The sequence below is a fragment of the Sphingobium vermicomposti genome (assembly GCF_011762025.1).
Classification (GTDB): domain Bacteria; phylum Pseudomonadota; class Alphaproteobacteria; order Sphingomonadales; family Sphingomonadaceae; genus Sphingobium; species Sphingobium vermicomposti.
This window is the reverse complement of record NZ_JAASQR010000001.1, coordinates 300,550-323,314: the sequence shown is the minus strand read 5'-3', so window position 1 is coordinate 323,314 and position 22,765 is coordinate 300,550. Positions and strand designations below refer to the sequence as shown.

Sequence of the window (22,765 nt, the reverse complement as noted above, 5' to 3'; positions counted from 1 at the left end):
GAATTGCACCGGTGCAATTTTTGCTCGCATCACGCGAGTCCCTCCTTGCGAAGCCGTGCCAGATGGCTCGGCCACATCGACCGGATGTCGACCTCGATTTCACTGTTTACGCCGTCGAGATAGGCCAAGCAGCGGTTACGCACCGCCGAACTGGTGACAGGTCCATCAAGCTCGTAGACGGTCATCAACCGCGCCGTCGCATTGTCGATTTCCGCCGAATCCTTGAGCGGTGTGCGCACGATCGCGTGGCCGAAAAGAGTCCGCATCAGGTTCAGAAGTTCCTTCTGCATCGACTTGTTCTCGTCGACCTTGGAGGCCACGAAGCGAAGGAACTGCAGCGACGGCGCCAAGTCGCGATCGGCCAGCGTCTCGATGGTTTCGTCGAGCATGGCGAGAAAGGCCGCAGTGGAGGAGAAGTCCATCACCGTCGGTGGTACAGGCACGACGAGCGCATTGGCCGCACGCAGGACCGAAAGCGAGATCGCGCCGAGCGCCGGCGGCGGGTCGAGAACAACGACATCAAACCGATCGGCTATGCTCGCAATGCCTTGTGCCATGCGGTCGATCAGGTTCCCCTGCCCGCGCGCCATACGCGCCGCGATTTCATATTCCGACTGGAACAACCGGAGATTAGCCGGGACAAGCTCGAGGCCGTCGAAGTGAGTCTTGCGCAGGGCGTAATCGAGCGACTCCATGTCGTCGTGCCGCAGGAACGGATAGAGCGTGTCCTCCTCGGTTAGGTCGAGGTCGGGAACATAGCCGAACAGGGTCGTTGCGGACGCCTGGCTGTCGCAATCTATGAGGGCCACCCGGTAGCCCTTGATCGCGAGATATTGGGCCAGATGCACCGACAGGGTCGATTTCCCGACCCCGCCCTTGAAGTTCTGCACGGCGATGACGCAGCAGGGGTCGGTGGCGGCCCGCCAAGGCCGGGTGCCGAACAATCCCCGCATGTCGTTGAGCTGCGCCAGGGTATAACCGACGCGCCGGTTATTTTCGGTTCGCGGAGGCGGCGGCAAGCGGCCGTCCTTCTCGGCATCGCGAATGGCCGCCGCGGTTCGGCCGACCAGTTCGGCCGCTTTACCGATCGGGAAGGTGGGCTCGCGCCGTTCGTCCGCCCGGGCGCTACGCGCAGAGTCGCGCAGCCGCTCGAGAACAGAGCTGGTCCGTTGTGCAAGCGTTGAGACGGACAGCAGATCCTGCGTGCCCTCGATATCGAGTGATGCAGCCAAGAGAGGCCCCCTTGCGAAACTGTAGGGGGCATAGCTCAATTTGCACTTTTAGGTCAATGAAAGGCTTATTTTCGCAAGTGAGTAGACCCGGTCGGCCGAATTGCCTCGAATTGCGCCGCCAGCCTCTCGTGCACGCCTAGAACCTGACCTCTTGGGGGCTAGCCACCCTGAAATTGCACCGGTGCAATTTCAGCTCAAGGGCGTCCGCGCCGCGCCAGAAAGCTCTCGCAAAAGCCGGTCCAAGACGCGATCAGTTTGGCGCCCTTCAGCTTCGCAAGCCTCTCACCCATCTGCGCGCGATAGGCGTCGGCAATCAGATCGATGTCCCAACCACCGCCGGCCGAACGGCCAATGGCCGCGAGCGTGTCCGACCCAAATCGGATCGTGCCGGTCGGGAAGGTGACCTCCCCTGCTCCAGTCTTATCCTTTGACACCAAGGCCGCCACCGCCGCCTGCGTGACGGCCTCGACGGCCACAGTCTCGACCTCGTCCTCGCGCCTCGCCTTCCTCCCCGCAGAGTGTCGGGCAATTTCATCCACGGTTGCTATCTGCTCAGGCGCATCCTTTGGCTCAAAACGAAATTCGATCTCGGTGACGGTTCGACCCTGACGAATTTCCCGCCACTCCACGCGGAAATGAGCGAGCTGGTCGATTTCGGCCTTCGCCTTTTCGAGAACCTTGCGGCGCAGCTGCGCAAAGTCCTTGTAAACGTCCGGCGCGATGCCCAGCAGCGCACGCAGTGCGGTCATGTCGCCCTTCCATAGCGACTGGCGTCGATGCAGCCGCAACGCCCCGACCTCGTATAGCTTTAGCGCATAGGTCGACCGAAAGCCGAGCACCGCCTGCCGGTTCAGGACCGCATAAGTCTCCGATTCCTGAATCAGTTTCCGAGCCTCGGGCGTGAATTCCCACTCGATCCATCCCGCCTCCGCGCCCGCCTCGTCCTCCACTTCTTCGCGCGATGACGAGATCAGAGAAAAGCGCAGCGTCGCCTTTTTGCCGCGCCAGGACTTATCATCGACCGCGAAAAGCGTGCGATGCAGTTCCTCGAGCATATCCGAAATGCGCTCATTGCCCTTGTGGCCGCGGCGAATGTCCGCCTTTCGCATTCTGTGCGGGCGGTCCTCCCAGGCGTCACCGCCCGCAGTCAAAATCATCAGCGCAAGCAAACGCGAAGCGGTCAGGCTCAGCGACTGGCCTTTGACGAATTTAACCTCGACTATGCTGCCGGGCTTGGCGAACTCGTTACCGCCCTTGGCCTGCAGGGCGGCAGCCACTCGCATCGCCCGCCCTGGAGAAGCATCATCACCGGCGGGGGAGGGAGTTACAGCGTGATTTAGGGCTTGCTCGTCATCCATGCCATGAAGTCTGCACCGATTCGTCCGGCGTGGAAGAAAATCTGCCTGACCTGTCCTCTTCCGTCAAGTCAGGGCAGGATATACGGCGGTTCCGGCCCCCAAGAGGTCAGGATAGAACTTCGCCCCGAAGCAGCAAAACACAAGGAAGTGCGCCGAGTCGCGTTTCAAAGCGATTTGACCCCCGCAAACGGCCCCGCGGATGCCGAAGAACGTCCCTGACGGACGGTATTGAAAGCGAATCGCGCCCAATAGAGGCTGGCCCCCATGCGGTCAGGAAAGCCCCAACCGGTCAGGTTGCATCCCCCGTCCGGTCAGGAATGAGCCCCCACAAGGGCAGGCAAAATCCCCCGTCCGGTCAGGATAGGCTTGCTCAACCCCGCAGAAACGCTGGGCTTTCGGCTTCCCGAATCTGAATCCTTTTGAATCGGAAAAGCTTCCGCTGCGAGCAGCGGCGTTTTGATATTTTTATTTTGAGAAAGCGATTGGCACTGCGCTTGAAGCAAACCTTCAATCCCCCTGCCTGGAGGGATACGCGAACTTGGCCGTCCACGATAGGCTTGCCACCCAAAGGACGTCACGAATGGAGGGCGCATGATCAACTTCGCCAAGTTCGAGATCATCGGCCGGATCGGGGAAATCGATGCGCGGCCGAAAGTCACTCTGCTGTCGGTCTGCGCGAATTACCGCCGCAAGGGCGACGATGACGAATGGCAGGAGGACAGTCACTGGAACCGCGTGAGCGTCTTCAGCGAGGGCCAGCGAAAGCATATCGCCGACCGAGCCCAAGTCGGGGACCTCGTGCGCATAGCCGGGCGGCTTAAGGACAGCTCCTATGAACGCGACGGCGTGACCCATTACACAACCGATCGCATCGTCGAGGAATTCGGTATCCTCGCAGCCAAGGGCATGCCTGGCTGAAATGCCGGGGAGGGGAGGGCGCAATCAGCAGCGGCGCGCCACCACTTTGCAAGGACTAGTCGATGCCCATAGCTGCCCCCCATCGCGCCAAAACCATTGTCGAAGCCCTGGGCGGAACCTGGCGCGGGACACGCGGCGAATGCCGTTGCCCGGCACATGACGATCATGGTCCCAGCCTGTCGGTCCGCCTAGGCGAGCGGGCGATCCTGTTCCACTGCTTTGCCGGCTGCGACACGCGCGATGTTCTAGCTGCTTTGCGCCGGCGCAAACTTCACGATGCCGAGCCGCTCACCATGCCGCGCCCGAAGGCGGCCGCGGACCATCGCGGTCTTGCACTGCGCCTATGGAAGGCGAGCCAGCCCATCGCCGACTCTCCAGCGGCCGATTATCTGGCGGCGCGCGGTCTGCCGCCTCCCTATCCGCGTTGCCTGCGCTACAATCCCCGCACCATCGTGGGCGCCGGTGAGCGGCGCCGATTCTTTCCAGCGATGATCGCCGCGGTTGAGAATGATCTGGGCGTCGTGGCCGTCCAGCGGACCTGCCTTGATCTCGCCGATATCCTGCACAAGCCTCTGCCAAAGCCGAAGATTGCGCTTGGCCTGCTTGGCAACGCGGCCATTCGTCTGGCGCAAGCCGACGAGGAGCTTGGCCTTGCCGAAGGCATCGAGGACGCCCTTTCAGCAATGGCTTGGTTCGGAACGCCGACTTGGGCGCTGGGCGGGGTCGAGCGCCTTGGGCTCGTCGCCATCCCCGAACGGGTCAAGCGTATCATCGTCTATGGCGACCGCGGCGCCGCCGCTGCCGCCATGCTCAAAAAGGCCCGGTCGCATCTCACAGCCCATGGACGCGAACTGGTGCTCCGCCTCCCGGAACGGCATGCGGACTGGAATGATGCTTGGCGTGCCCGCCGAGCCGCCGAGGCGGCCTGAGAGGGGAGGGGGCCTTCAGGCTGATGACCTGGCGCTGATGCCAGGTGTCAGACCTGGAGATACCCCATGGCCACACAACCCCTCGCGCTCACGCTGCTGCTCGATGATCCCGCCCGGACCGCTGCTCAAGGCATAGCCGACCGGCTGTCCGAAGGCTGTCCGGTTGCACGTAACGACCTCCTTGCCGGGATGACCTCCGCCTTCGGTGGCTCGAGCGCGGATGGCTCATGGTCATTGCGCGACGCCTATGATGTGCTCGAACTCGCGCAGATCCTCCATCTGAAGAACACGACACTCCCGGCAGATGCGAATGTGCGGCTCGCCCAGCTGATCGCCATGACGGCGGCGCTTCCCACGCACAGCGTGCGGAGCGAAACGCAAGTAGCGTTCCAGCAATTCTCGACACCGGCGCCGATCGGTTTCCTTGCCGCCAAGGCCGCCGCGATTACGGCCCGCGATATCGTGCTCGAGCCCTCGGCCGGGACGGGCCTCCTTGCCGCACACGCCCATCTTGCCGGTGCACGTCTTCTTCTCAATGAGATCGATGCCTGGCGCGCGCGTTTGCTGCGTCATGCCCTTCCCGAGGGCATATTGAGCACGTATGACGGCGAATTGATCGACGACATGCTCGATCCGCAACTGGTGCCGAGCGTCGTCCTCATCAACCCGCCCTTCTCGCGGAGCCAGGGACGGGGGCGCGACCGTCATGCCGCGCTTCGCCACTTGCGCTCCGCGCTGTTGCGGCTTGCTCCAGGCGGGCGCTGCGCCGTCATTCTTCCCGATCGCATCGAGACAGGGGACGCGGATTGGCTGCACGCCACCGCAGCCGCGCATCTCCGGCTGCATCTCGACCTGCCGCCCAATGCCTACGCCAAGCATGGCACCGGGCAAGCGGTTCAGCTCATTCTCCTCGAAAAGGGCGGGGCAGGGGGCTCGGTCCCGCGCCAGACCTGTACGACGCTCGGCGCTGCGCTCGCGGCCATCGATGCCATGGCGACCCCGTGCGCCCCCACGCCGCAACCGATCTTCCGCCCCAGCGGATTGTTCCGGGGCCTCACGCGGCGGACCCGCCCCGTAAGCTCGCGTGTGGCGGTGACCCTGCCCAAGACCCGCGCGGTCGCCTATCACCGTCTCGACGCGCCGGCGCCCGCGGGCAAACCACAAGGGATTTACCTGCCCTATCGCCCGAGCCGTCTGCTGATTGCCGATGCCCGTGAGCACCCAAGCGCGCTGGTCGAATCGCAGGCAATGGGATCGATTGCCGCACCCCCGGTCGCTTATGAACCCGTGCTGCCGGCCAGGATCTTGGACGACGGCCTGCTCTCGGACGCGCAGCTCGAAACGCTGATCTACGCTGGCGCGGCGTTCGAGCGCGACCTTCCGGGCCGGTTCCTATCTAGCGAGGAGGGTCTTTCGCTGTCGCCGGCAGAGGCCGGCAACGCCTATCGGACCGGCTTTTTCCTTGGCGATGGCACGGGCGCCGGCAAGGGGCGGCAGGTGGCCGGCGTGATCCTCGACCAGTGGTTGCGCGGCAACCGTCGCCACCTCTGGATATCCAAGAGCGAGACGCTGATCGAAGACGCGCGGCGCGACTGGTCGGCGCTTGGCGGCTTGCCGCTCGACATCCAGCATCTCAACCAGTGGAAGCTCGGCACCCCGATCGCGCTGGGCGATGGGATCCTCTTCCTGACCTATGCCACCCTGCGCTCCAACCGCGGTGACAGGGGCACGCGGCTGCGCCAGCTGATCGAATGGATGGGTGGGGATTTCAGCGGCGTCATCGTCTTCGACGAGGCGCATGAGATGGCCGGGGTGGCCGGTGGCGAGGGCCGGTTCGGCGCCACGAAAGGGTCGGAACAGGGCGTCGCCGGCGTGCGGCTCCAAAATCTTGCTCCGCGCGCCCGGATCCTCTATGCCTCGGCGACGGGCGCCTCGGACGTCAACAACCTCGCTTATGCGACACGCCTCGGATTGTGGGGACCGCAGACGGCCTTTGCCGACCGGCGGGCCTTCGTGGAATCGCTTCGCCGCGGCGGCATCGCAGCGATGGAGTTGATCGCCCGCGACCTCAAGGCGCAGGGCCTCTATGCCGCGCGGGCGCTCAGCTTCGCCGGCGTCGAATATGACATCCTCGAGCATCGGCTCAGCGAAGAACAGATCGCCGTCTACAATGCCTATGCCGATGCCTGGGCGATCATTCACAACAATCTGCAGGCCGCGCTCGCCGCCACGCGCGTCACCGACGGCTTCAGCGGTGCCACCTATAATAGCGGCGCGAAGGCCGCGGCATTGTCGATCTTCGAATCGACCAAGCAACGCTTCTTCGGCCAGATCCTGCTGTCAATGAAGCTGCCGTCGCTGATCCCGGCGATCACCGCCGATCTCGCGCGCGGCGACTGCGCCGTCGTCCAGCTCGTGTCGACGTCGGAAGCGATGCTCGATCGTGCCCTTGCCGACCTGTCCCCCGAGGAGCGCGCCTGGCTCGACATCGAGCTGTCCCCGCGCGAATTCCTGGTCGACTATCTGACGGCGGCCTTTCCGGTGCGCCAGATGCGCACCTATACCGACGATAGCGGCACGCTACGTTCGGAGCCGATGATCGACGAGGCGGGGCAGCCGGTGCTGTGCCGGGAAGCGATCGCCATGCGCGACCAGCTCCTTGAGCAACTCTGTGCGCTACCAGTGATCGGCTCGGCGCTCGATCATATCATCGGGCATTTCGGGACGGAGGCGGTGGCTGAGGTGACGGGCCGCAGCCGGCGGATCATTGTCGATGCCGAGGGCCGTCAGCGGATCGAACGGCGCAGCGCGCGCACGAATCTCGCGGAGACCGACAGCTTCATGCGCGGCGAAAAGCGCATCCTGATCTTTTCCGACGCCGGCGGCACGGGACGGAGCTATCATGCCAGCCTCGACGCGCTCAATCAGAGGCGCCGCATTCACTATCTCCTCGAGCCCGGTTGGCGTGCTGACGCGGCGATCCAGGGGCTGGGCCGCACGCACCGCACCCACCAAGCCTGCCCACCCCTGTTTCGGCCCGTTTCCACCGATTGCCGCGGCGAACGGCGGTTCATCTCGACGATTGCCAGACGCCTCGACAGCCTCGGCGCACTAACCCGCGGTCAGCGCCAGACCGGCGGACAGGGACTTTTCGACCCTCGTGACAATCTGGAGTCCGACTTCGCGCGGGAATCGCTCGACCAGTGGTTTCGCCTGCTGTTCCAGGGGAAGCTTCAATCGGTGCGCTTCGATCAGTTCCAGGCGCTCACCGGGTTGAACCTGACGGGCGAGGGCGGTGGGCTCGCCGAGACTCTGCCCACGATCCAGCGGTGGTTGAACCGCATTCTGGCGCTGCGCATCGAGCTCCAGAACGCGATCTTCGACGAATATCTGGGCTTGATCGAAGCACGGGTGGAAAAGGCGCGCGAGGCTGGCACCCTCGATCTTGGCGTCGAGACGATCTCCGCCGATCGCATTTCGATCCTCGACCGCACGGTGATCCGGCGCGATCCCGTGAGCGGTGCCGAAACCGAAGTCCTGCGCATCGAAACCGAGGAGCGATATCGGCCGTTGACCTTGGAGCGCGCGCATTGGCTTTTGGCCGACCCGGAAGCACGCCGATTGATCAACCCGCGTTCCGGTAAGGCCGCCATTTGCCGCCCGACCTTCTCGCTGACGGACGAAGAGGGGCGGACCGTGCGCCGCTACGAGCTGGTACGTCCAACGCGCACCGAACGGCACCGGCAGGACCTCTTCGCCGAAACCCATTGGACCGACGCGGACCGCGCGAGCTTTGACAATGCCTGGCAGGCCGAATGCGACGTAATGGCCGCGCAGACGCGCACGCAGATCATCTATCTGGTCACCGGCCTGCTTCTCCCGGTCTGGGGAAGGCTGCCCGACGATCATGTCCAGGTCTGGCGGCTGACAAGCGATGACGGCCAGTCGCTTCTCGGGCGTCTTATCCCGGCGCCGCTGGTGGAGCGGATCGCCAGCGCATTCGGCATTGCCGCCCATGTCGAGATCGACTTAGGCGCGCGGGTCGAGCACGTTCGCACCTCGGGCGAGATCATGCCGATCGGGTCGCTTCGGCTGAAGCGGGCCTTGGTCGCCGGCGACCATCGCCTCGAATTGCTCGACTGGAAGTCCGAAGCCCTTCCTCATCTCAAGGCGGCGGGCTGCTTCACCGAGATCATCCAACACCGCACGCGGCTCTTCGTCCCCCCGAGCCGCGCCGTCGAGATCCTCGGCGAGATTGCGGGCTGAACAGCGGAATCGTCAAGCGATCGAAGAGAGGGGAGGGGGCCTTCGGCCGGGTGGGCCTGAGTGGCTCAAGCCGGCCGACGGGTCGGCGCAACCCTCGAAGGAGACAACCGATGATCCAGTCCGTGAAGGTCAAGAACCTCTCGCTCTCGAAGGACAATGTCCGCAAATCCAATCGCGATGCCGACCTCGACAGCCTGGCCGACAATATCGCGGCGCATGGCCTGTTGCAGAATCTCGTGGTCGCGCCGCTCAAAAAGGCGGGGCACTTCACCGTCAAGGCGGGCGGCCGCCGCCTGCGGGCGCTCCAACGCCTGATTGAGACGAACCGGCTTGCCGCGGACCATGAGGTTCAGGTGCTGGTGCTTGAGGATGATGCCGGATCGGCCGAAGCGAGCCTTGCCGAGAATTTCCACCGCGTCGCGATGAACCCGGCGGATGAATGCTCGGCCTTCAAGCATTTCCTCGAACGGGGGGCGAGCGGCGAGGATGTGGCGAAACGCTTCGGGGTTACGACCCGCTTCGTCGAGCAGCGGGTCCGGCTTGCCGAACTGGCTCCCGTCGTCTTCGCGGCGCTTGCCGCAGGCGAGATCACGCTCGGGGTCGCGCAGGCTTATGCCGTCACGCCCGATGTCGACCGCCAGGCACGTGTGTTCGAGAGCATGAGCCGGTCCTATTATGGTGACAATCCCGACAATGTCCGCCGTGCGCTCCTCAACGGAACGGTCAAGGCGGCCGACGCGAAGGCGCGGTTTGTCGGTCGCGACGCCTATATCGGTGCAGGCGGCCGGATCGAGCGCGACCTGTTCGGCGATGATGCGGACGAAAGCTGGATCGACGTGGAGATCATCGAGCAGCTTGCCGCCCAGAAGCTCGAGGCAGCGGCACAAGCACTCGCCGCAGAGCAGAAGCTGGCATTCGTGACGCCGGTCCTCGCGACGCATGTGCCCTATGACATGGAGTGCCAGCTCCACGAATATCATCCAGCGCTGCGCGAATTGAGCGAGGATGAGCAGGATCGCGTCGACAGTCTTTCCGACGAGGGCGATGCGCTCATCCGCGAACTGGAAACCGAACTTGAGGACGGCACACCCGAGGCCGAGGCGGCTTCGGTACGGCTCGCCGACATCGAGCGGGAACTCGATGCGATCGAGGCGGCGCGCACGATGGTCGACGATGCGGTCAAGGACCAGCTGGGCACCTTCATCTATCTTGCCCCTGACGGCACCCCGCGGGTGCACAACCGCATGTTCAGCGAGCGCGCCATTCGTCAGGCGGGCGAGGACGACGAATCCGAGACGCCGTCCGGCAAAGCCGCTGCTTCCCGGCTCAGCGCGACGCTGGTTGACGAACTCGCGACCCAGCGGCGGCAGATCCTGGCGGCCCATGTCGCCTCGGATGCCGGGTTCGCGCTCGATCTCACGATATTCCTGATGGCGCACCGGACGGTGTTCGCCAGCAGCTATGTTCGTGACCACTCGACGCTGCAGGCGGCTGCCGCGAGCTTCCCGATCGTCAGCTTCCGCGATGAAGGTAGCGCGGCGAGCAATGTTCTCGCCGAACAGCGCCAGGCGCTCGATGTGAGCTGGGCAGGCGCGAACACGCTGTCGTCCCGCTTCGATGCCTTCCGGCAACTGGATGAACAGGCCCGCGCCGATTGGCTCGCTCATGTCATGGCGCAGGCACTCGAACCGACGCTCAACGTCGATGACGGCGGGCGTCGCAACGGCTTTCACGATCATCTCGGACGGCTGCTCGACATCGATGTCGCGCAATGGTGGCGGCCCGATGCCCAGAACTTCTTTGGGCGGGTGAAGAAGGACGTCATGCTCGAAGCGCTCGACGAGATCGGCGGGCCGGTGCTGCGCGGCCGATACAAGGACGCCAAGAAGGGTGAGCTTGCTAATGCCTGCGCTGCGCTTTGTTCGGGGCAGGGCATCGTCGAGGCCGAAGTCCGGGAAAAGGCGCTCTGCTGGCTGCCCGACGAGATGCGGTTTGGCGCGGTGGAGAAGCCCGAAGGCTTCCGCAGCTATTCCGCCTTCCTCAGCGACGAAGACGACAGCGACGACGGGGCAGGGGAGATCGCCCCCGATGGCGATGCTGACGACCTCGAACAGGCGGCCTGAGGCGAACGCCTAACGGCGGGCGGCGCTTTCGTGTCGCCCGCCGCCCTTCATCGGCGGCGCTGAGACCGCCGCTCTTTCGCGGAGTATTCATCATGACCCAATCATCGGGCCGTCCCTCGCCGGCCGAGACCATCACGCGCGCCATCATTGACCGGCTCGAGGCCGGTGTGCGCCCCTGGGTGCGGCCCTGGCGATCATGCGCCGGGCAAGGACGCCGGCTGCGCGCCAATGGCGAGCCCTATCGCGGCATGAATACATTCTGGCTGTGGCTGGCTGCTGAGCAATGCGGTTATCGGTCACGCCATTGGATGACCTACCGTCAGGCGCAGACCCTTGGCGGGCAGGTCCGTGCCGGTGAGCAGGCGCAATTTGCAATCTTCTACAAGGCCTATTCGAAGCAGGTCGATTCCAGCGAACGCCCAGGCGAGCTTGTCGATGAGCATCGCCGGGTGATGCGGTCCTATGCGGTTTTCAATGCCGACCAGATCGACGCGCTGCCGTCCGATTTCTATCCAGAACCGTTATCGCTCGTCCCACCTGGCGACCAGCTCGATACGCGGGCACAACGCTTCGTCGATTGCCTGCCGGCGCGGCTGCGGACCGGAGGCGATCGCGCCTATTATAACCTGCGCGCAGACCTCATCACGATGCCGCCCGTCGAACAGTTCGACACGCGTGCTGCATGGGCGGCCACGCTCGCGCACGAGGCTGGTCACTGGACGGGTCATCCGGACCGGCTTGCCAGATCCTTCGGCAAGCGCTTCGGCGATCAGGCCTATGCTTTCGAGGAATTGGTCGCCGAACTGACGGCAGCGCTGGTTGGCGCCGATGTGGGTCTCCCAACCACCCATCTCGACGATCATGCGGCCTATATCGGTTCCTGGCTTTCGATTCTGCGCAGGGATAATCGTGCCTTGCTCACGGCGGCGGCGCGGGCAGAGGAAGCCGCGGGCTACTTGCTGCGCGCAACAGCTCTTGCCCGCGAGGATGTGGATGAGCAGGCAGCCGCTTGAGCTGGTCGATAGTATTGCCTGTTCATGTGATCGTCGCGATGGCGGATCCAATGACCACAGTCTGTGCCTTTCCGGGAGTGGTCGGCAAACGCCAGATGTCTACTCCCGACCACTTCAAGCCGTTCTGATGATGTCGCGGGAATGTCAGCTCACGCAGGATCCCGTCATTGGCGGATACGGGAAGTGCCGCGCGGCGTCACGCTCACCCGTGCTGCGCTGCATATTGGCGCAGGTGAGATCTTCTGAAACGATGATGAGTGGAACCCAATCCGGTCGGGAGCTTAAACTGCAAGCCGCGCTTCGAAAAAGTCGAGCTCCCGAACAAGCTTGCGCGCTGCCTCGCTGCCCAGTTCACGGCTGCGAACGCGGCGAAAGATTTCCTGACGCTCCGCCTTGAGCGCGGCAAGGCGTAGTTCGTGCTCAATCCTCTCGTCACGACGACGGATGTGCTTCTGCTCGGGCAGGTTCGTTTGATGATCGATGCGCTCCCGATACAAATCCATCAGGTGTGAGGCGACGATGACATAGGCATCGGCATCCTTCCTGCCATCGGCCAAGCGGTGCTGGGTGCGCTCGATCTCGGCGATTGCCGCTTCGGCCGCCGCGATCCGCGCGGCCTCCACTGCGGCGTCGCCTGCCGGTTCGGCCGGCATCTCAAGACCGCGCATCATCATCGGCAATCCGATCGATGCAGCGATCAGCGAGACGATAATCACGCCCATCGCCAGGAAGATCGCGAGATCGCGTGCGGGGAACGGGCCGCCGTCAGACATCGCAAGGGGAAGCGTCAGCACACCCGCAAGCGTGATCGCGCCACGCACGCCAGCGAACGACATTGCACCGATTATCCGCCAATTGGGCCGGGTTCGGTCTTCGGGCTGCCGAAACAGAGTAAGGCGAAAAGACAACCACACCCAGGCGAAGCGAAGCGCCGCGAGCCCCAGATTGATCGCGAGCACATAGATGATGAGCCACCAAGGTTCATGATGACCGGTTAATCTCACCGTGTCGGCTGCGCCAGCGAGGATCGTCGGCAGTTGTTCGCCCAGCAGGACGAAGATGCTGCCGTTCGCGGTGAACTGGATCATATCCCAGACCGTCGTCCGGCGTATCCGGGTCATTGCAAGAGCGTTGCCTCTGGCCTCGACGAACCCCATGGCAAGCCCGGCGGCAACGGCTGCCAGGATGCCGGAGCAATGCAGATGCTCAGCGATGAGGTAGGCCCCAAAGGGGATTAGCAGGCTGATCAGGATTTGCGACCCGCTCTCCTCTCCCAGGTGCCGTGTTACCACCGTTTTCGCCCATCCGACGATCACGGTCAGGCCGGCGCCGACGGCGATTCCACCGATCGCGACCCAGAGAAAGTTGAACGCCGCATCGCCAGGCGAGAAAGTTCCGGTCAGCGCCGCGGCTATGGCAAAGCGCAGGCAGACAAGGCCCGAAGCATCGTTGAGCAGGGATTCCCCTTCCAGGATATGCATCATCCGCTTGGGAATGGGCGTGCGCTTTGCGATCGCGGATACGGCAATCGGATCGGTCGGGGAGACTACGGCTGCCAGCGCGAAGGCGACGGCCAGAGGTATCGCGGGGATAAGCCAGTTGATGAAGAAGCCCATTCCCAGCACCGTGATCACCACCAGCCCAAGGGCAAGCTCGAGGACGGTCGATCCGTCCTTGAACAGATCCTCGCGCGGGATACGCCACCCATCGAGGAAGAGCAGCGGCGGCAGGAAGAGCAGGAAGAAGATTTCGGGATCGAGCGTCACGCGCCAGTCCGCGACGAGGCCGATAATGGCGCCTAGCGCGATCTGAACGAGAGGACGCGGCATTGAAAACGGCAGCAGCCGGGCCAGGATACCGCTCACCACCACGGCAAAGAGCAAAGACAGAACAAGCGTGATGGTTTGCAACGATTTTCCCTAATATTGATTGTTTTCCTGAATCCCTAACCGGCCTTCCGGATCACCAGAGCAATTCTTCGGCGAACGAGACGAGCGGTAATGGGTGAGTTAGCTCCAGTGATTTCGCGGCCTCAACTAGTCCATCGCGATCGAAGTGCAGGTCTCTGTCCTTGAAGGCGAACACAATGCGATTCCTTCCCTCCTCGACCGGCAGGGTAGCAATCTGGCCAAAACACTCGCGCATGCGCGCCAACATTGGGAGGTGCTTCCAAGGATGGTCGCACAGATTTGCCACAAAAATACCGCCGGGGTTCAATCGTGAACGGCAAGCGCGGTAGAATTCCAGCGAACAGAGCTGAGGTGACTGACCATGCTTGCCGAAACCGTCGATCAGGATGATGTCGGCTTTGCGCTCGTCCTGCGCGACGAAGTCAAAGCCATCAGCCCAGATGGTCTCAAAACGCTCGCTTGCCTGCGGCATGCAGAACTGATCGCCAACCGCGATGACGTCAGGGTCGATTTCCACGCCCCTGATCGCAGAGTCCGGCAAGTATTTGTGGCAATATTTGGCGAGCGATCCGCCCCCCAAGCCAATGATCTCGATGGAACTCAGGAGTGGTTTGAAAAGCAGGAACGCCATCATGGCCCTGGTATAGTCGAGCATGAGGCGGAAAGGATCGCTGATGCTCATCGCGCTTTGCACATAGGCCCAGTTCGCCAGCAGACTGCGGATGTCGCCGAGTTCGAACACCAGCGGAGCAATGAAGGCGCCGTCATTCTCATGCTCGAAATCCTCGACAGGCGCCCCGAACCGGGCGTGCCACCGCTGCTCGCGGTCGATCTCGTCGATGTGGTCGAGAAACGCGTCTACTTCCGCAGTCTCGCTTCTGCCGCCGGCGAGGAGTTCGTCGCATTCACGGACGGCGTAGCCCGAACCGTCGAAGCTGTCGGGACAATCATCTGTCACGGTCGCGACGCTCATTCTGCCGATCATGGGCACGCCCACCGGCAATGGTCACGGCAAAGAACAGGACCAGGAGCAATATCGAGATGACGATGATGGTGAAAATAACCATTTGAATCTCCGTTTGAAGATCGAGCTTATCAAAAGACTTTGATGCCAGAGCGATGGCGCGGACACTCACCGGACCTGTCGTCTTTCGAATTGCTGGGCCTTTTCATACATTTCTTGCCATGCCGCGGCAGCGCGAAGCGCCCTCTCCCGCACATTGGGAAGGTCGGTCGCATTTGCTTCAGCCAGTGAGGCCCGCATGCGGGCGGAGAAAAACTCACTGTTCCGAGCTGTCGGTTTGAGGTTGGGGTGCGGGATCATCGCTTAAGTGAAGTCCATTTGTTCCTGGTCACGAAAGTACCCCGGAAAGGCTGGGGAGTGGCGCTTGCCGCATGATGCTTTGAACATCGCCATTGCGATCAGAATCGCATTGGCGGACGCCTGGAAAAGGACGCCGGGCGTTTTTTCCTCATAGCCTATGCCCTTGTAAAACCGGGCGGCCTCGTCGGTCTCGGCGCGTGCCATCAATTGGATATGTGATGGGGCAGACTGCCCAAGCCAATCTTCGCATACGCGAACAAGCTTTCGGCCGAGGCCCCATCGGCGAAAAGCCCTTTCCACTCCCAGATAGGAGATCCAGCCCTGGGCTCCGTCCCACGCGATCATTGCCGCGCCGATCAGATGTTGGCCTGCGATGGCGCCAATTATCGCCGCGTTCTGCCCTTTGAGCGCCTGCGCTGCATCCACGGCTGCATCGTTATGCGGGCGCACCAAGCCGCAGGCTTTCCAAAGAACGACCGCGTCGTTGATTTCGGTGCCTTCGATTGGTCGAACCTCGATCATGGGTCGTTATCGACGGCCTCTTGCCGCTCCCTGGTGAAGCCATGCATGCCAAACCACCATTGAACGGCGATAATCGCGCCCTTGGCGGGTTGTAGCAGCGCGATCATCAAGATGATGGCGAGTGGCAGGACGATCGCGACGAGCGCGCCCAACGGCAACTGCGTATCTCTAACGAGCGCGATGATCACGGGCGCCATGAGGTGCCCGGTAATGAGGATCGACACATAGGCCGGAAAGTCATCCGCTTGCTGCGGAGTCCAGTCCTGATGACAGTGCGGACACTGCCGCACCGGTTTCAGGAAGCGCAAGAAAAGCTTCGCCTGCCCGCATCTGGGGCAAGAGCCGCGCGCACCGCGAATGATAGCTTCCACCCCTGAAGATGGAAGCACTGGCGGCGCGATTGAACCATCGCTCTCGTGAGTGGGCACGCTTTCGATCTTCGGTGGCGGTCGATCGAAGGGCGACACCATCAGGTCAGGCACCAAAGACACCGGGGGGCGCGGCTGCGCGGATGCTCTCATCGACGTGCGCGACGAACTGCGTGAAGTTTCTGCGGAAGCGGTCGGCGAGGCCCCGAGCCGCTTGATCATAGTCGCTCGCACTGGCCCAGGTCGCGCGCGGGTCCAGAATCCTGGGGTCGACGCCCTCGACGACCACAGGCACATCGAAGCCGAATACGGGGTCTTTGCGGAATTCGGTCTGCTTGAGCTTGCCTGAAAGAGCGGCGTTCAGCAGCGCGCGGGTCACTTTGATGGGCATACGCGAGCCGGTTCCGTACTGGCCTCCGGTCCAACCGGTGTTGACGAGCCAGCAGTCCACGCCGCCATTCGCGATCCGCTTACGCAGCAAATTGCCGTACACACTGGGATGGCGCGGCATGAACGGAGCGCCGAAACAGGTCGAGAAGGTGGCCTCGGGCTCGGTCACGCCCAGCTCGGTGCCAGCCACCTTCGCGGTGTAGCCCGACAGGAAATGATACATCGCTTGCTCAGGCGTCAGTTTGGCGATCGGCGGCAGCACGCCAAAGGCGTCTGCGGTCAACATGATGATGTTCTTGGGGACCGGACCCATGTTGTCGGCCGAGGCATTGGGAATGAAATGAATCGGATAGGCCCCGCGGCTGTTTTCCGCGAGAGACGCATCGTCCAGATCCAGACTGCGTGTCTCCGGGTCCAGCACCACATTTTCAAGGATCGTCCCAAAGCGACGGGTGGTGGCGTAGATCTCCGGTTCGGCGTCGGCTGAAAGTCGAATGACCTTGGCATAGCAGCCGCCTTCGAAGTTGAAGACGGCCGTATCGGACCAGCCATGCTCGTCATCGCCAATGAGTGTGCGGGAAGCGTCTGCGGACAAGGTGGTCTTTCCGGTGCCGGATAGCCCGAAAAATATCGCTGTATCACCCTCCGCACCGATGTTTGCGGAGCAATGCATCGGCATCACGTTTTGCTGCGGCAACACGAAATTGAGAATTGTGAAGACGGCCTTTTTCATCTCCCCGGCGTAGCCGGTGCCGCCGATCAGGATCAGGCGCTGCATGAAGTCGATGGCGATGACCGTTTCGGAACGACAGCCATGACGCTCCGGATCGGCACGGAAACTCGGCAGGTCGATTATCGTGTAATCAGCTTTGAAATGAGCGAGTTCGTCTGGTGTCGGCCGCACGAGCATGGTCCGCACGAAATGCGAGTGCCAGGCCAGCTCCGTGACGACGCGAACGCCTACGCGGTGCTCCGCCTGCGATCCTCCGAACAGGTCCTGGACAAAGGCGTCGTCCAGGGTTGCCAGATGCTTGAAGAAATCGTCGCGCAGCGCCGCGAAGCTCTCGCCGGTCATCGGCTTGTTCGAAGCCCCCCACCACACGTCGTCCTTGGTGATGACATCGCGGACGATGAATTTATCCTGCGCCGATCGGCCGGTGTGCTTTCCTGTTTCAACGACCAGCGCGCCATGCTCCGACATCTGGCCTTCAGACCGCTGTATGGCCATTTCGACCAACTGCGCCGTGTCGAGGTTTTCGTGAAGCGTACCGCCATTCTTGATGGCGATCTCAGGGAAGGTCAGTGCGAGCGTCATAGGGCCTCTCAGGTCGGATGGTGGCGTGGGCTGATCGAGGAGCACCGCGGGCGACGCCGGAAATATCTTGAGCCCGAGCTTGGCACGGCGGGGGCGGTGCTGGCGGCGTTGCAGAAGCGAGCGCCGGTTGCCGCGGCGCGATGGGACGGCCGCGCAGCCGACGGCTGCGTCTCTTGTCCTCCATCATGGACTTCTCCTGGGCGCGATCGGAAGCGCGAGGCGCTCGGCGCAAGCTAACTCATGGCGTGGCATAATCCATATATACAAGCATCACCTAAGTTGTTAATACTGGATTTTGATGTATCATACATCAGGGGTCACTATGATCACATCACAGCAGATGCGGGCCGCCCGCGCCCTTCTAGGTCTCGATCAGCGTCAGTTGGCGGAATTGGCCGGACTGTCGTTGCCGACCATCCAGCGGATGGAAGCGTCAGACGGCCAGGTGCGCGGTGTCGTCGATACGCTGGTCAAGGTGATCACCGCTTTGGAACGCGCCGGTATCGAACTCATCGGCGAACATGCACCGGCCATAGGCGTGGGGCGCGGGGTTCGTTTGCGCGAGACTGTCAACGGCGCCCGGTCCGGGCAAAGCTCGTCGCTGCTCTATGATAAGACGGCGGGACACGTGGAAGGGCAGTGAAAACCGCCCTGTTCCGACCAAAGCTCGTCACCGTCCTGGGTGAGGGCTATTCGGCCAGTTTGTTCAGAGCGGACGCGATTGCCGGTCTGACCGTGGCCATCGTCGCCCTGCCTTTGGCCATGGCGCTGGGAATAGCCAGCGGGGCCTCTCCCGACAAAGGTCTGGTCACGGCAGTCATCGCAGGCTTTTTGATCTCTGCCCTGGGCGGATCACGCGTTCAGGTGGGCGGCCCGACCGGCGCGTTCGTGGTCGTGATATTCAACGTGATCGCCAAGCATGGCTATGACGGATTGCTGATCGCCACGCTGCTTGCCGGGGTGATTTTGATCCTCGCCGGGGCGCTGCGCCTGGGCCAGATGATCAAATATATTCCGCACCCTGTCGTGACGGGCTTCACCGCCGGGATCGCGGTCATCATCGCGTCGAGCCAGGTGAAGGACTTTCTCGGTCTCGCGGTCGACAAGGTGCCGGCGGACTTCATTCCAAAGTGGCAGGTCTATTTTGGCGCGATGTCGACCGTCAGCGTGGCGACCGTGGCAGTGGGGGCCGGATCACTCGCGATCATCATCGCGCTGCGCAGGCTCGCACCCAGGTTGCCGGGCTTCCTCATCGCCGTCGTCGTTAGCGCCGTTGCGGTAGCCGTACTCAAACTCCCCGTCGATACGATCGGTTCGCGATTTCCGGACATTCCGGCGGGGTTGCCCATGCCTTCCCTTCCGGAAGTCTCCCTGGCAAAGATCAACGACGTTCTCCCGTCGGCATTCACCATCGCTTTTCTGGCAGGCATCGAAGCCTTGTTGTCAGCGGTCGTCGCGGATGGAATGGCGGGAACGCGCCACCGCTCGAACCAGGAACTGATTGGGCAGGGCGTCGCCAATCTTGGCTCTGCCCTGTTCGGCGGCTTGCCGGGGACAGGCGCGATCGCCCGGACGGCGACCAACATCCGGTCTGGCGCGAAGACGCCGGTGGCGGGGATCATGCACGCCGTGTTCCTGCTTCTCTTCAGCCTCTTCGCCACCGATCTGATGGCCTATGTGCCGATGGCGGCGCTGGCGGCCATCCTTTTCATGGTGGCTTGGGGCATGAGCGAGTATAAGCGCTTCCTTGCGCTTTTGCGTATGCCGAACGGCGATCGCGCCGTTCTCCTGCTGACCTTCGGCCTGACCGTTCTCGTCGATCTCACGGTTGCGATCGGCGTAGGCGTCACCGTGGCCTCGCTCCTGTTCATGGCCCGTATGGCGGAGGCCGTGGAGGTCGATACGAGCGGCAAGATCGATCCGGACCTCGACTCTGAGGACATGCATCAGCGCGATACGCTGCCCGCAGGTGTCGAAGTCTTCCGCATAAATGGCCCATTCTTCTTTGGCGTGGCGGGCGAACTTCTCGACACGTTGCGGCGCGTGGGGGCGTCGCCGAAGAGCATCATCCTGCGAATGCGGCTCGTGCCCCTACTGGATGCCAGCGGGGTCCAGGCGCTCGAGGAATTTGTCGGACAGGCGCGTGTTTCAGGTTCAAAGGTCATCCTTTCGGGCGTGCAGCCACAGCCGCGATCCATGCTTGAGCGGGTTCATCTTGGGAGTGCGTCCGGCAAGGTTTTCTACGCGGCGGACTATGCCAGCGCACAGGCGATGGCGATCAGTCTCCTCGATGACAAATACGGGCAAGGGCGCAGCGTGCCAGCGGTTTAGTCCGTGGCTCACCCGATCAGCCATGCTGCTTTTTGAACCACTAACAGGGAGGATCTGCTTTGCAGGACGTAGTAATTCTGGCCGGAGCGCGGACCGCGATTGGCGACTTCGGCGGAAGCCTTAAGGATATTGCGCCGTGGGAGCTGGGTCGGATCGTTATCTCCGAAGCGATCAAGCGCGCTGGGCTCAATCCGGAGCAGATCGGCCATGTGGTCCTCGGCCAGGTGATCCAGAGCGAACCGCGCGATGCCTATGTCTCGCGAATTGCTGCGATTGCGGCGGGTATCCCCGACCGCACGCCGGCGTTGACGCTCAATCGGCTGTGCGGTTCGAGCGTACAGGCGCTCGTCTCCGCGGCACAGATGATCATGCTGGGTGAATGCGAATTTGCCGTGGCCGGAGGCGTGGAGAGCATGAGCCAGTCGCCGCACGTCGTCAAAGCGATGCGTTGGGGCCGACGCATGGGCGACGAGGTCATGATCGACGCCATGAACGCCACGCTGAACGACCCCTTCGGCGCGGGGCACATGGGGGTCACCGCCGAGAACGTGGCCGACCGCCATTCGATCACGCGTCAGATGCAGGATGAACTCGCGGCCGAGAGTCATCGGCGTGCGGCCGTCGCCCAGGCGGAGGGCCGGTTTGAGGCGCAGATCGTGCCGGTTGAAGTCCGCGTCAGGGGAGGCACGGTTCACTTCAAGATGGATGAGCATGTGCGGACCGAGCTTTCCGAGGCCGCATTGACGGGTTTGAAGCCGATTTTTCGAGAGAAGGACGGCACGGTCACCGCGGGGAACGCGAGTGGGATCAATGATGGCGCGGGCGCGCTGGTGCTCGCGTCGGCTGACGCGGCCGCGCGCCACGGGCTCAAGCCACGCGCCAGGATTGTTGGCTGGGGTCACGCTGGCGTGGCACCCGAAGTCATGGGGCTAGGCCCCGTCGAAGCCGTGCCGATCGCGCTCGAGCGCTGCGGCTTGCAACTCGAAGACATGGATGTGATCGAGGCGAACGAAGCGTTTGCGGCGCAAGCTTGCGCCGTTGCCAAGCTTCTTGGATTCGATCCGGCGAAGGTGAATCCGAACGGAAGCGGTCTCGGTCTCGGTCATCCCGTCGGCGCAACTGGTGCCATCATCACCATCAAGGCATTGTATGAACTCGAGCGCATTGGTGGTCGATATGGCCTTGTGACGATGTGCATCGGCGGCGGACAAGGTATAGCGCTGGTGATTGAGCGATTGCCGCAGGCTGAAGCAGAACATGCCACGCATTGACCGCATCCGCCGACCTCGACGGAGGCCGGGCACCTTGGAGATCGCGCGCGCCGAGCGTTCGCTTGTCCCGTTGGCGCGCGGCCTGGCTGCCCTCGCCGGGTTCTTCGACGCAGCTGGCTTCCTGGCGTTCGGCCGCATATATCTGGCTTCTCCAGTAGCGAATACCACCATCCTGGGTGTCGAGCTGGCTGGCGTGCAGTCTTTCCAACTCGCAGGAACGGCGTTGTTGAGTTTTCTTGTTGGGGTCGTTCTCACCACGCTCTGCGCCCATGGTCTTGCGCGCTGGCGCCGAACCGCCATTTTATCGGGAGCTGCGACTGCCACCCTCATCGCATTCCTGTTTCTTGAAGCGGGCGATATCTATCCCGCCCTGATCCTGTTGGCCGCAGCCGCAGGGGGGCTGCATTGCGTTCTGGAACGCGATCCGCAGCATCTTCAAGAGGGCATGTTCCCCTCCGCGCAGATGATCCGCGTGGGCGACGCATTGGGCTCGCGCTGGGATCGCAAGAAATCCAGCTTGATTGGCGACCACTCGCTGTTCTGGCTCTGCTTCATCGTTGGCGGAGTCCTGGGAACGACGGCATGGCTAGGTACGGGCCAGTGGGCGCTGGCGCTCGCATCGCTCGGCACGGGTCTTCTCGCGGTCCATGTCTGGTCGATCGAGAGGAATCTGTGCGTCCGATGAAACCGGTCCACTGATAGAAGGAATGTATTATGAGTGACGAAGACTATGTGTTCGACGAGAAGACCGGAGACTGGGTTCCCGCCGCGCAGTTGCGAGACGCTGAACCGGGCTCGGGCGTGGAAGTGCGTGATGCGGTCGGCAACCTCTTGTCTGACGGCGATCAGGTCACACTCGTAAAGGATCTTACCGTCAAGGGAGCGGGGCAGACGTTGAAGCGGGGCACATTGATCAAATCGATCAGGCTCACCGGCGATCCGCAAGAGATCGACTGTCGATACGAAGGGATCAAGGGCCTGGTGCTCAGGGCCGAGTTTGTGAAGAAGCGCAACTGACTAATCATGAGCGCCCAGCGTATCAATTAGCATAATGCTGCCGATTAGGGCGGTTTTCGACCGTTGCGAATTTGCGGCGGATTCCCATTCAGGCTGATTTTTGATTCAGAATTCGTGCTGGTGCAGGAAGTCGGCATGGATGGGACAACCATTATCGATGGATTTGCGCTTACGGCTCATGGCGGCGATTGACGGCCTGATGGTCAACCGCCCGTCCGCACACGAAATTCCTGACAGTCCCGGCAGCGGCGCGATTTGGTGTCGCACGGTCCACGACAATCCGGTGGTAGGCGCCGCGCCGCGAGTCCGGAGACTTTGCCCCCGAACCGCAAGCTAGCGATATGCGGTCGCGGCGGGCCGAGGAACGAGCGGAGGACAGCCGTTTACGTCCGCTTCTGTCAACAATCGTCGTTCGTCTGAGCTGCCGCGAACGGCAGGAAAGTCCCACGATACGGCATTCTCTTCCGGCTGCAGTCGA

Annotated in this window: 17 protein-coding genes and 1 pseudogene; 11 read left to right on the top strand and 7 right to left on the bottom strand. The window is 62.7% G+C overall.

Annotated features, from left to right (window positions below; all coding sequences use genetic code 11):
- Positions 1-29: 29 nt before the first annotated feature.
- Positions 30-1,232, bottom strand: a complete 1,203-nt coding sequence (locus FHS54_RS01630; protein ID WP_167302029.1) for an AAA family ATPase — start codon at positions 1,230-1,232, stop codon at positions 30-32.
- 194 nt (positions 1,233-1,426) lie between these two features.
- A complete protein-coding gene (locus FHS54_RS01625; RefSeq protein ID WP_167302654.1) occupies positions 1,427-2,515 on the bottom strand; it encodes a replication initiation protein in 1,089 nt (362 codons plus the stop codon).
- Between the two features lie 666 nt (positions 2,516-3,181).
- Here FHS54_RS01625 and FHS54_RS01620 point away from each other — a divergent pair.
- From FHS54_RS01620 to FHS54_RS01600, 5 genes are all read left to right on the top strand, one after another.
- A complete protein-coding gene (locus FHS54_RS01620) occupies positions 3,182-3,508 on the top strand; it encodes a single-stranded DNA-binding protein (RefSeq protein WP_017183648.1) in 327 nt (108 codons plus the stop codon).
- 62 nt (positions 3,509-3,570) lie between these two features.
- A complete protein-coding gene (locus FHS54_RS01615; protein WP_167302027.1) occupies positions 3,571-4,437 on the top strand; it encodes a DUF7146 domain-containing protein in 867 nt (288 codons plus the stop codon).
- Positions 4,438-4,503: 66 nt separating this feature from the next.
- A complete protein-coding gene (locus tag FHS54_RS01610) occupies positions 4,504-8,703 on the top strand; it encodes a strawberry notch-like NTP hydrolase domain-containing protein (RefSeq protein ID WP_208404718.1) in 4,200 nt (1,399 codons plus the stop codon).
- A 110-nt stretch (positions 8,704-8,813) separates the two neighbouring features.
- Positions 8,814-10,826, top strand: coding sequence for a ParB/RepB/Spo0J family partition protein (locus FHS54_RS01605; protein ID WP_167302026.1), 2,013 nt, complete (start codon positions 8,814-8,816; stop codon positions 10,824-10,826).
- A gap of 92 nt (positions 10,827-10,918) precedes the next feature.
- Positions 10,919-11,839, top strand: a complete 921-nt coding sequence (locus FHS54_RS01600; protein ID WP_167302025.1) for an ArdC family protein — start codon at positions 10,919-10,921, stop codon at positions 11,837-11,839.
- 281 nt (positions 11,840-12,120) lie between these two features.
- Here FHS54_RS01600 and FHS54_RS01595 read toward each other — a convergent pair whose 3' ends face one another.
- The 5 genes from FHS54_RS01595 to FHS54_RS01575 form a co-directional block, all read right to left on the bottom strand.
- Positions 12,121-13,749: a Na+/H+ antiporter gene (locus FHS54_RS01595; RefSeq protein ID WP_167302024.1), complete on the bottom strand. Its 1,629-nt coding sequence runs from the start codon at positions 13,747-13,749 to the stop codon at positions 12,121-12,123.
- 52 nt (positions 13,750-13,801) lie between these two features.
- Positions 13,802-14,722, bottom strand: a complete 921-nt coding sequence (locus tag FHS54_RS01590) for a spermine/spermidine synthase domain-containing protein (protein ID WP_167302023.1) — start codon at positions 14,720-14,722, stop codon at positions 13,802-13,804.
- Between the two features lie 354 nt (positions 14,723-15,076).
- Positions 15,077-15,595, bottom strand: coding sequence for a GNAT family N-acetyltransferase (locus tag FHS54_RS01585; RefSeq protein WP_167302022.1), 519 nt, complete (start codon positions 15,593-15,595; stop codon positions 15,077-15,079).
- A complete protein-coding gene (locus FHS54_RS01580) occupies positions 15,592-15,903 on the bottom strand; it encodes a DUF983 domain-containing protein (RefSeq protein ID WP_341785919.1) in 312 nt (103 codons plus the stop codon). Before FHS54_RS01580 ends, FHS54_RS01585 begins: the two co-directional genes overlap by 4 nt.
- 166 nt (positions 15,904-16,069) lie before the next feature.
- A complete protein-coding gene (locus FHS54_RS01575) occupies positions 16,070-17,668 on the bottom strand; it encodes a phosphoenolpyruvate carboxykinase (RefSeq protein WP_167302021.1) in 1,599 nt (532 codons plus the stop codon).
- A 322-nt stretch (positions 17,669-17,990) separates the two neighbouring features.
- Here FHS54_RS01575 and FHS54_RS01570 point away from each other — a divergent pair, with 322 nt between their 5' ends.
- From FHS54_RS01570 to FHS54_RS16385, 6 genes and pseudogenes are all read left to right on the top strand, one after another.
- On the top strand, positions 17,991-18,311 hold the full coding sequence (locus tag FHS54_RS01570) for a helix-turn-helix domain-containing protein (protein WP_167302020.1): 321 nt from the start codon (positions 17,991-17,993) through the stop codon (positions 18,309-18,311).
- Positions 18,308-19,999, top strand: a complete 1,692-nt coding sequence (locus FHS54_RS01565) for a SulP family inorganic anion transporter (RefSeq protein WP_167302019.1) — start codon at positions 18,308-18,310, stop codon at positions 19,997-19,999. The genes FHS54_RS01570 and FHS54_RS01565 overlap by 4 nt, the downstream gene beginning before the upstream one ends.
- A 59-nt stretch (positions 20,000-20,058) precedes the next feature.
- Positions 20,059-21,270 (top strand): beta-ketothiolase BktB, encoded by a 1,212-nt coding sequence (bktB, locus tag FHS54_RS01560; RefSeq protein ID WP_167302018.1) that lies wholly within the window; start codon positions 20,059-20,061, stop codon positions 21,268-21,270.
- Positions 21,271-21,304: 34 nt separating this feature from the next.
- Positions 21,305-21,955 carry a DUF1275 family protein gene (locus FHS54_RS01555; protein ID WP_167302017.1) on the top strand — a complete coding sequence of 217 codons (651 nt, stop codon included), beginning with the start codon at positions 21,305-21,307 and terminating at the stop codon, positions 21,953-21,955.
- Positions 21,956-21,984: 29 nt separating this feature from the next.
- Complete coding sequence (locus FHS54_RS01550; RefSeq protein ID WP_167302016.1) at positions 21,985-22,287, top strand: alkylphosphonate utilization protein; 303 nt, start codon at positions 21,985-21,987, stop codon at positions 22,285-22,287.
- Positions 22,288-22,426: 139 nt separating this feature from the next.
- Positions 22,427-22,664: pseudogene (locus FHS54_RS16385) on the top strand (hypothetical protein); the annotation flags it as partial.
- Positions 22,665-22,765 lie beyond the last annotated feature (101 nt).

What these genes read in the sequence shown, in the direction of transcription:
- FHS54_RS01625 (WP_167302654.1), bottom strand. Translation starts at nt 2,515, where the DNA reads ATGCGAGTGGCTGCCGCCCTGCAGGCCAAGGGCGGTAACGAGTTCGCC.
- FHS54_RS01620 (WP_017183648.1), top strand. Translation starts at nt 3,182, where the DNA reads ATGATCAACTTCGCCAAGTTCGAGATCATCGGCCGGATCGGGGAAATC.
- FHS54_RS01615 (WP_167302027.1), top strand. Translation starts at nt 3,571, where the DNA reads ATGCCCATAGCTGCCCCCCATCGCGCCAAAACCATTGTCGAAGCCCTG.
- FHS54_RS01610 (WP_208404718.1), top strand. Translation starts at nt 4,504, where the DNA reads ATGGCCACACAACCCCTCGCGCTCACGCTGCTGCTCGATGATCCCGCC.
- FHS54_RS01605 (WP_167302026.1), top strand. Translation starts at nt 8,814, where the DNA reads ATGATCCAGTCCGTGAAGGTCAAGAACCTCTCGCTCTCGAAGGACAAT.
- FHS54_RS01600 (WP_167302025.1), top strand. Translation starts at nt 10,919, where the DNA reads ATGACCCAATCATCGGGCCGTCCCTCGCCGGCCGAGACCATCACGCGC.
- FHS54_RS01590 (WP_167302023.1), bottom strand. Translation starts at nt 14,722, where the DNA reads ATGAGCGTCGCGACCGTGACAGATGATTGTCCCGACAGCTTCGACGGT.
- FHS54_RS01585 (WP_167302022.1), bottom strand. Translation starts at nt 15,595, where the DNA reads ATGATCGAGGTTCGACCAATCGAAGGCACCGAAATCAACGACGCGGTC.
- FHS54_RS01575 (WP_167302021.1), bottom strand. Translation starts at nt 17,668, where the DNA reads ATGACGCTCGCACTGACCTTCCCTGAGATCGCCATCAAGAATGGCGGT.
- FHS54_RS01570 (WP_167302020.1), top strand. Translation starts at nt 17,991, where the DNA reads ATGATCACATCACAGCAGATGCGGGCCGCCCGCGCCCTTCTAGGTCTC.
- FHS54_RS01550 (WP_167302016.1), top strand. Translation starts at nt 21,985, where the DNA reads ATGAGTGACGAAGACTATGTGTTCGACGAGAAGACCGGAGACTGGGTT.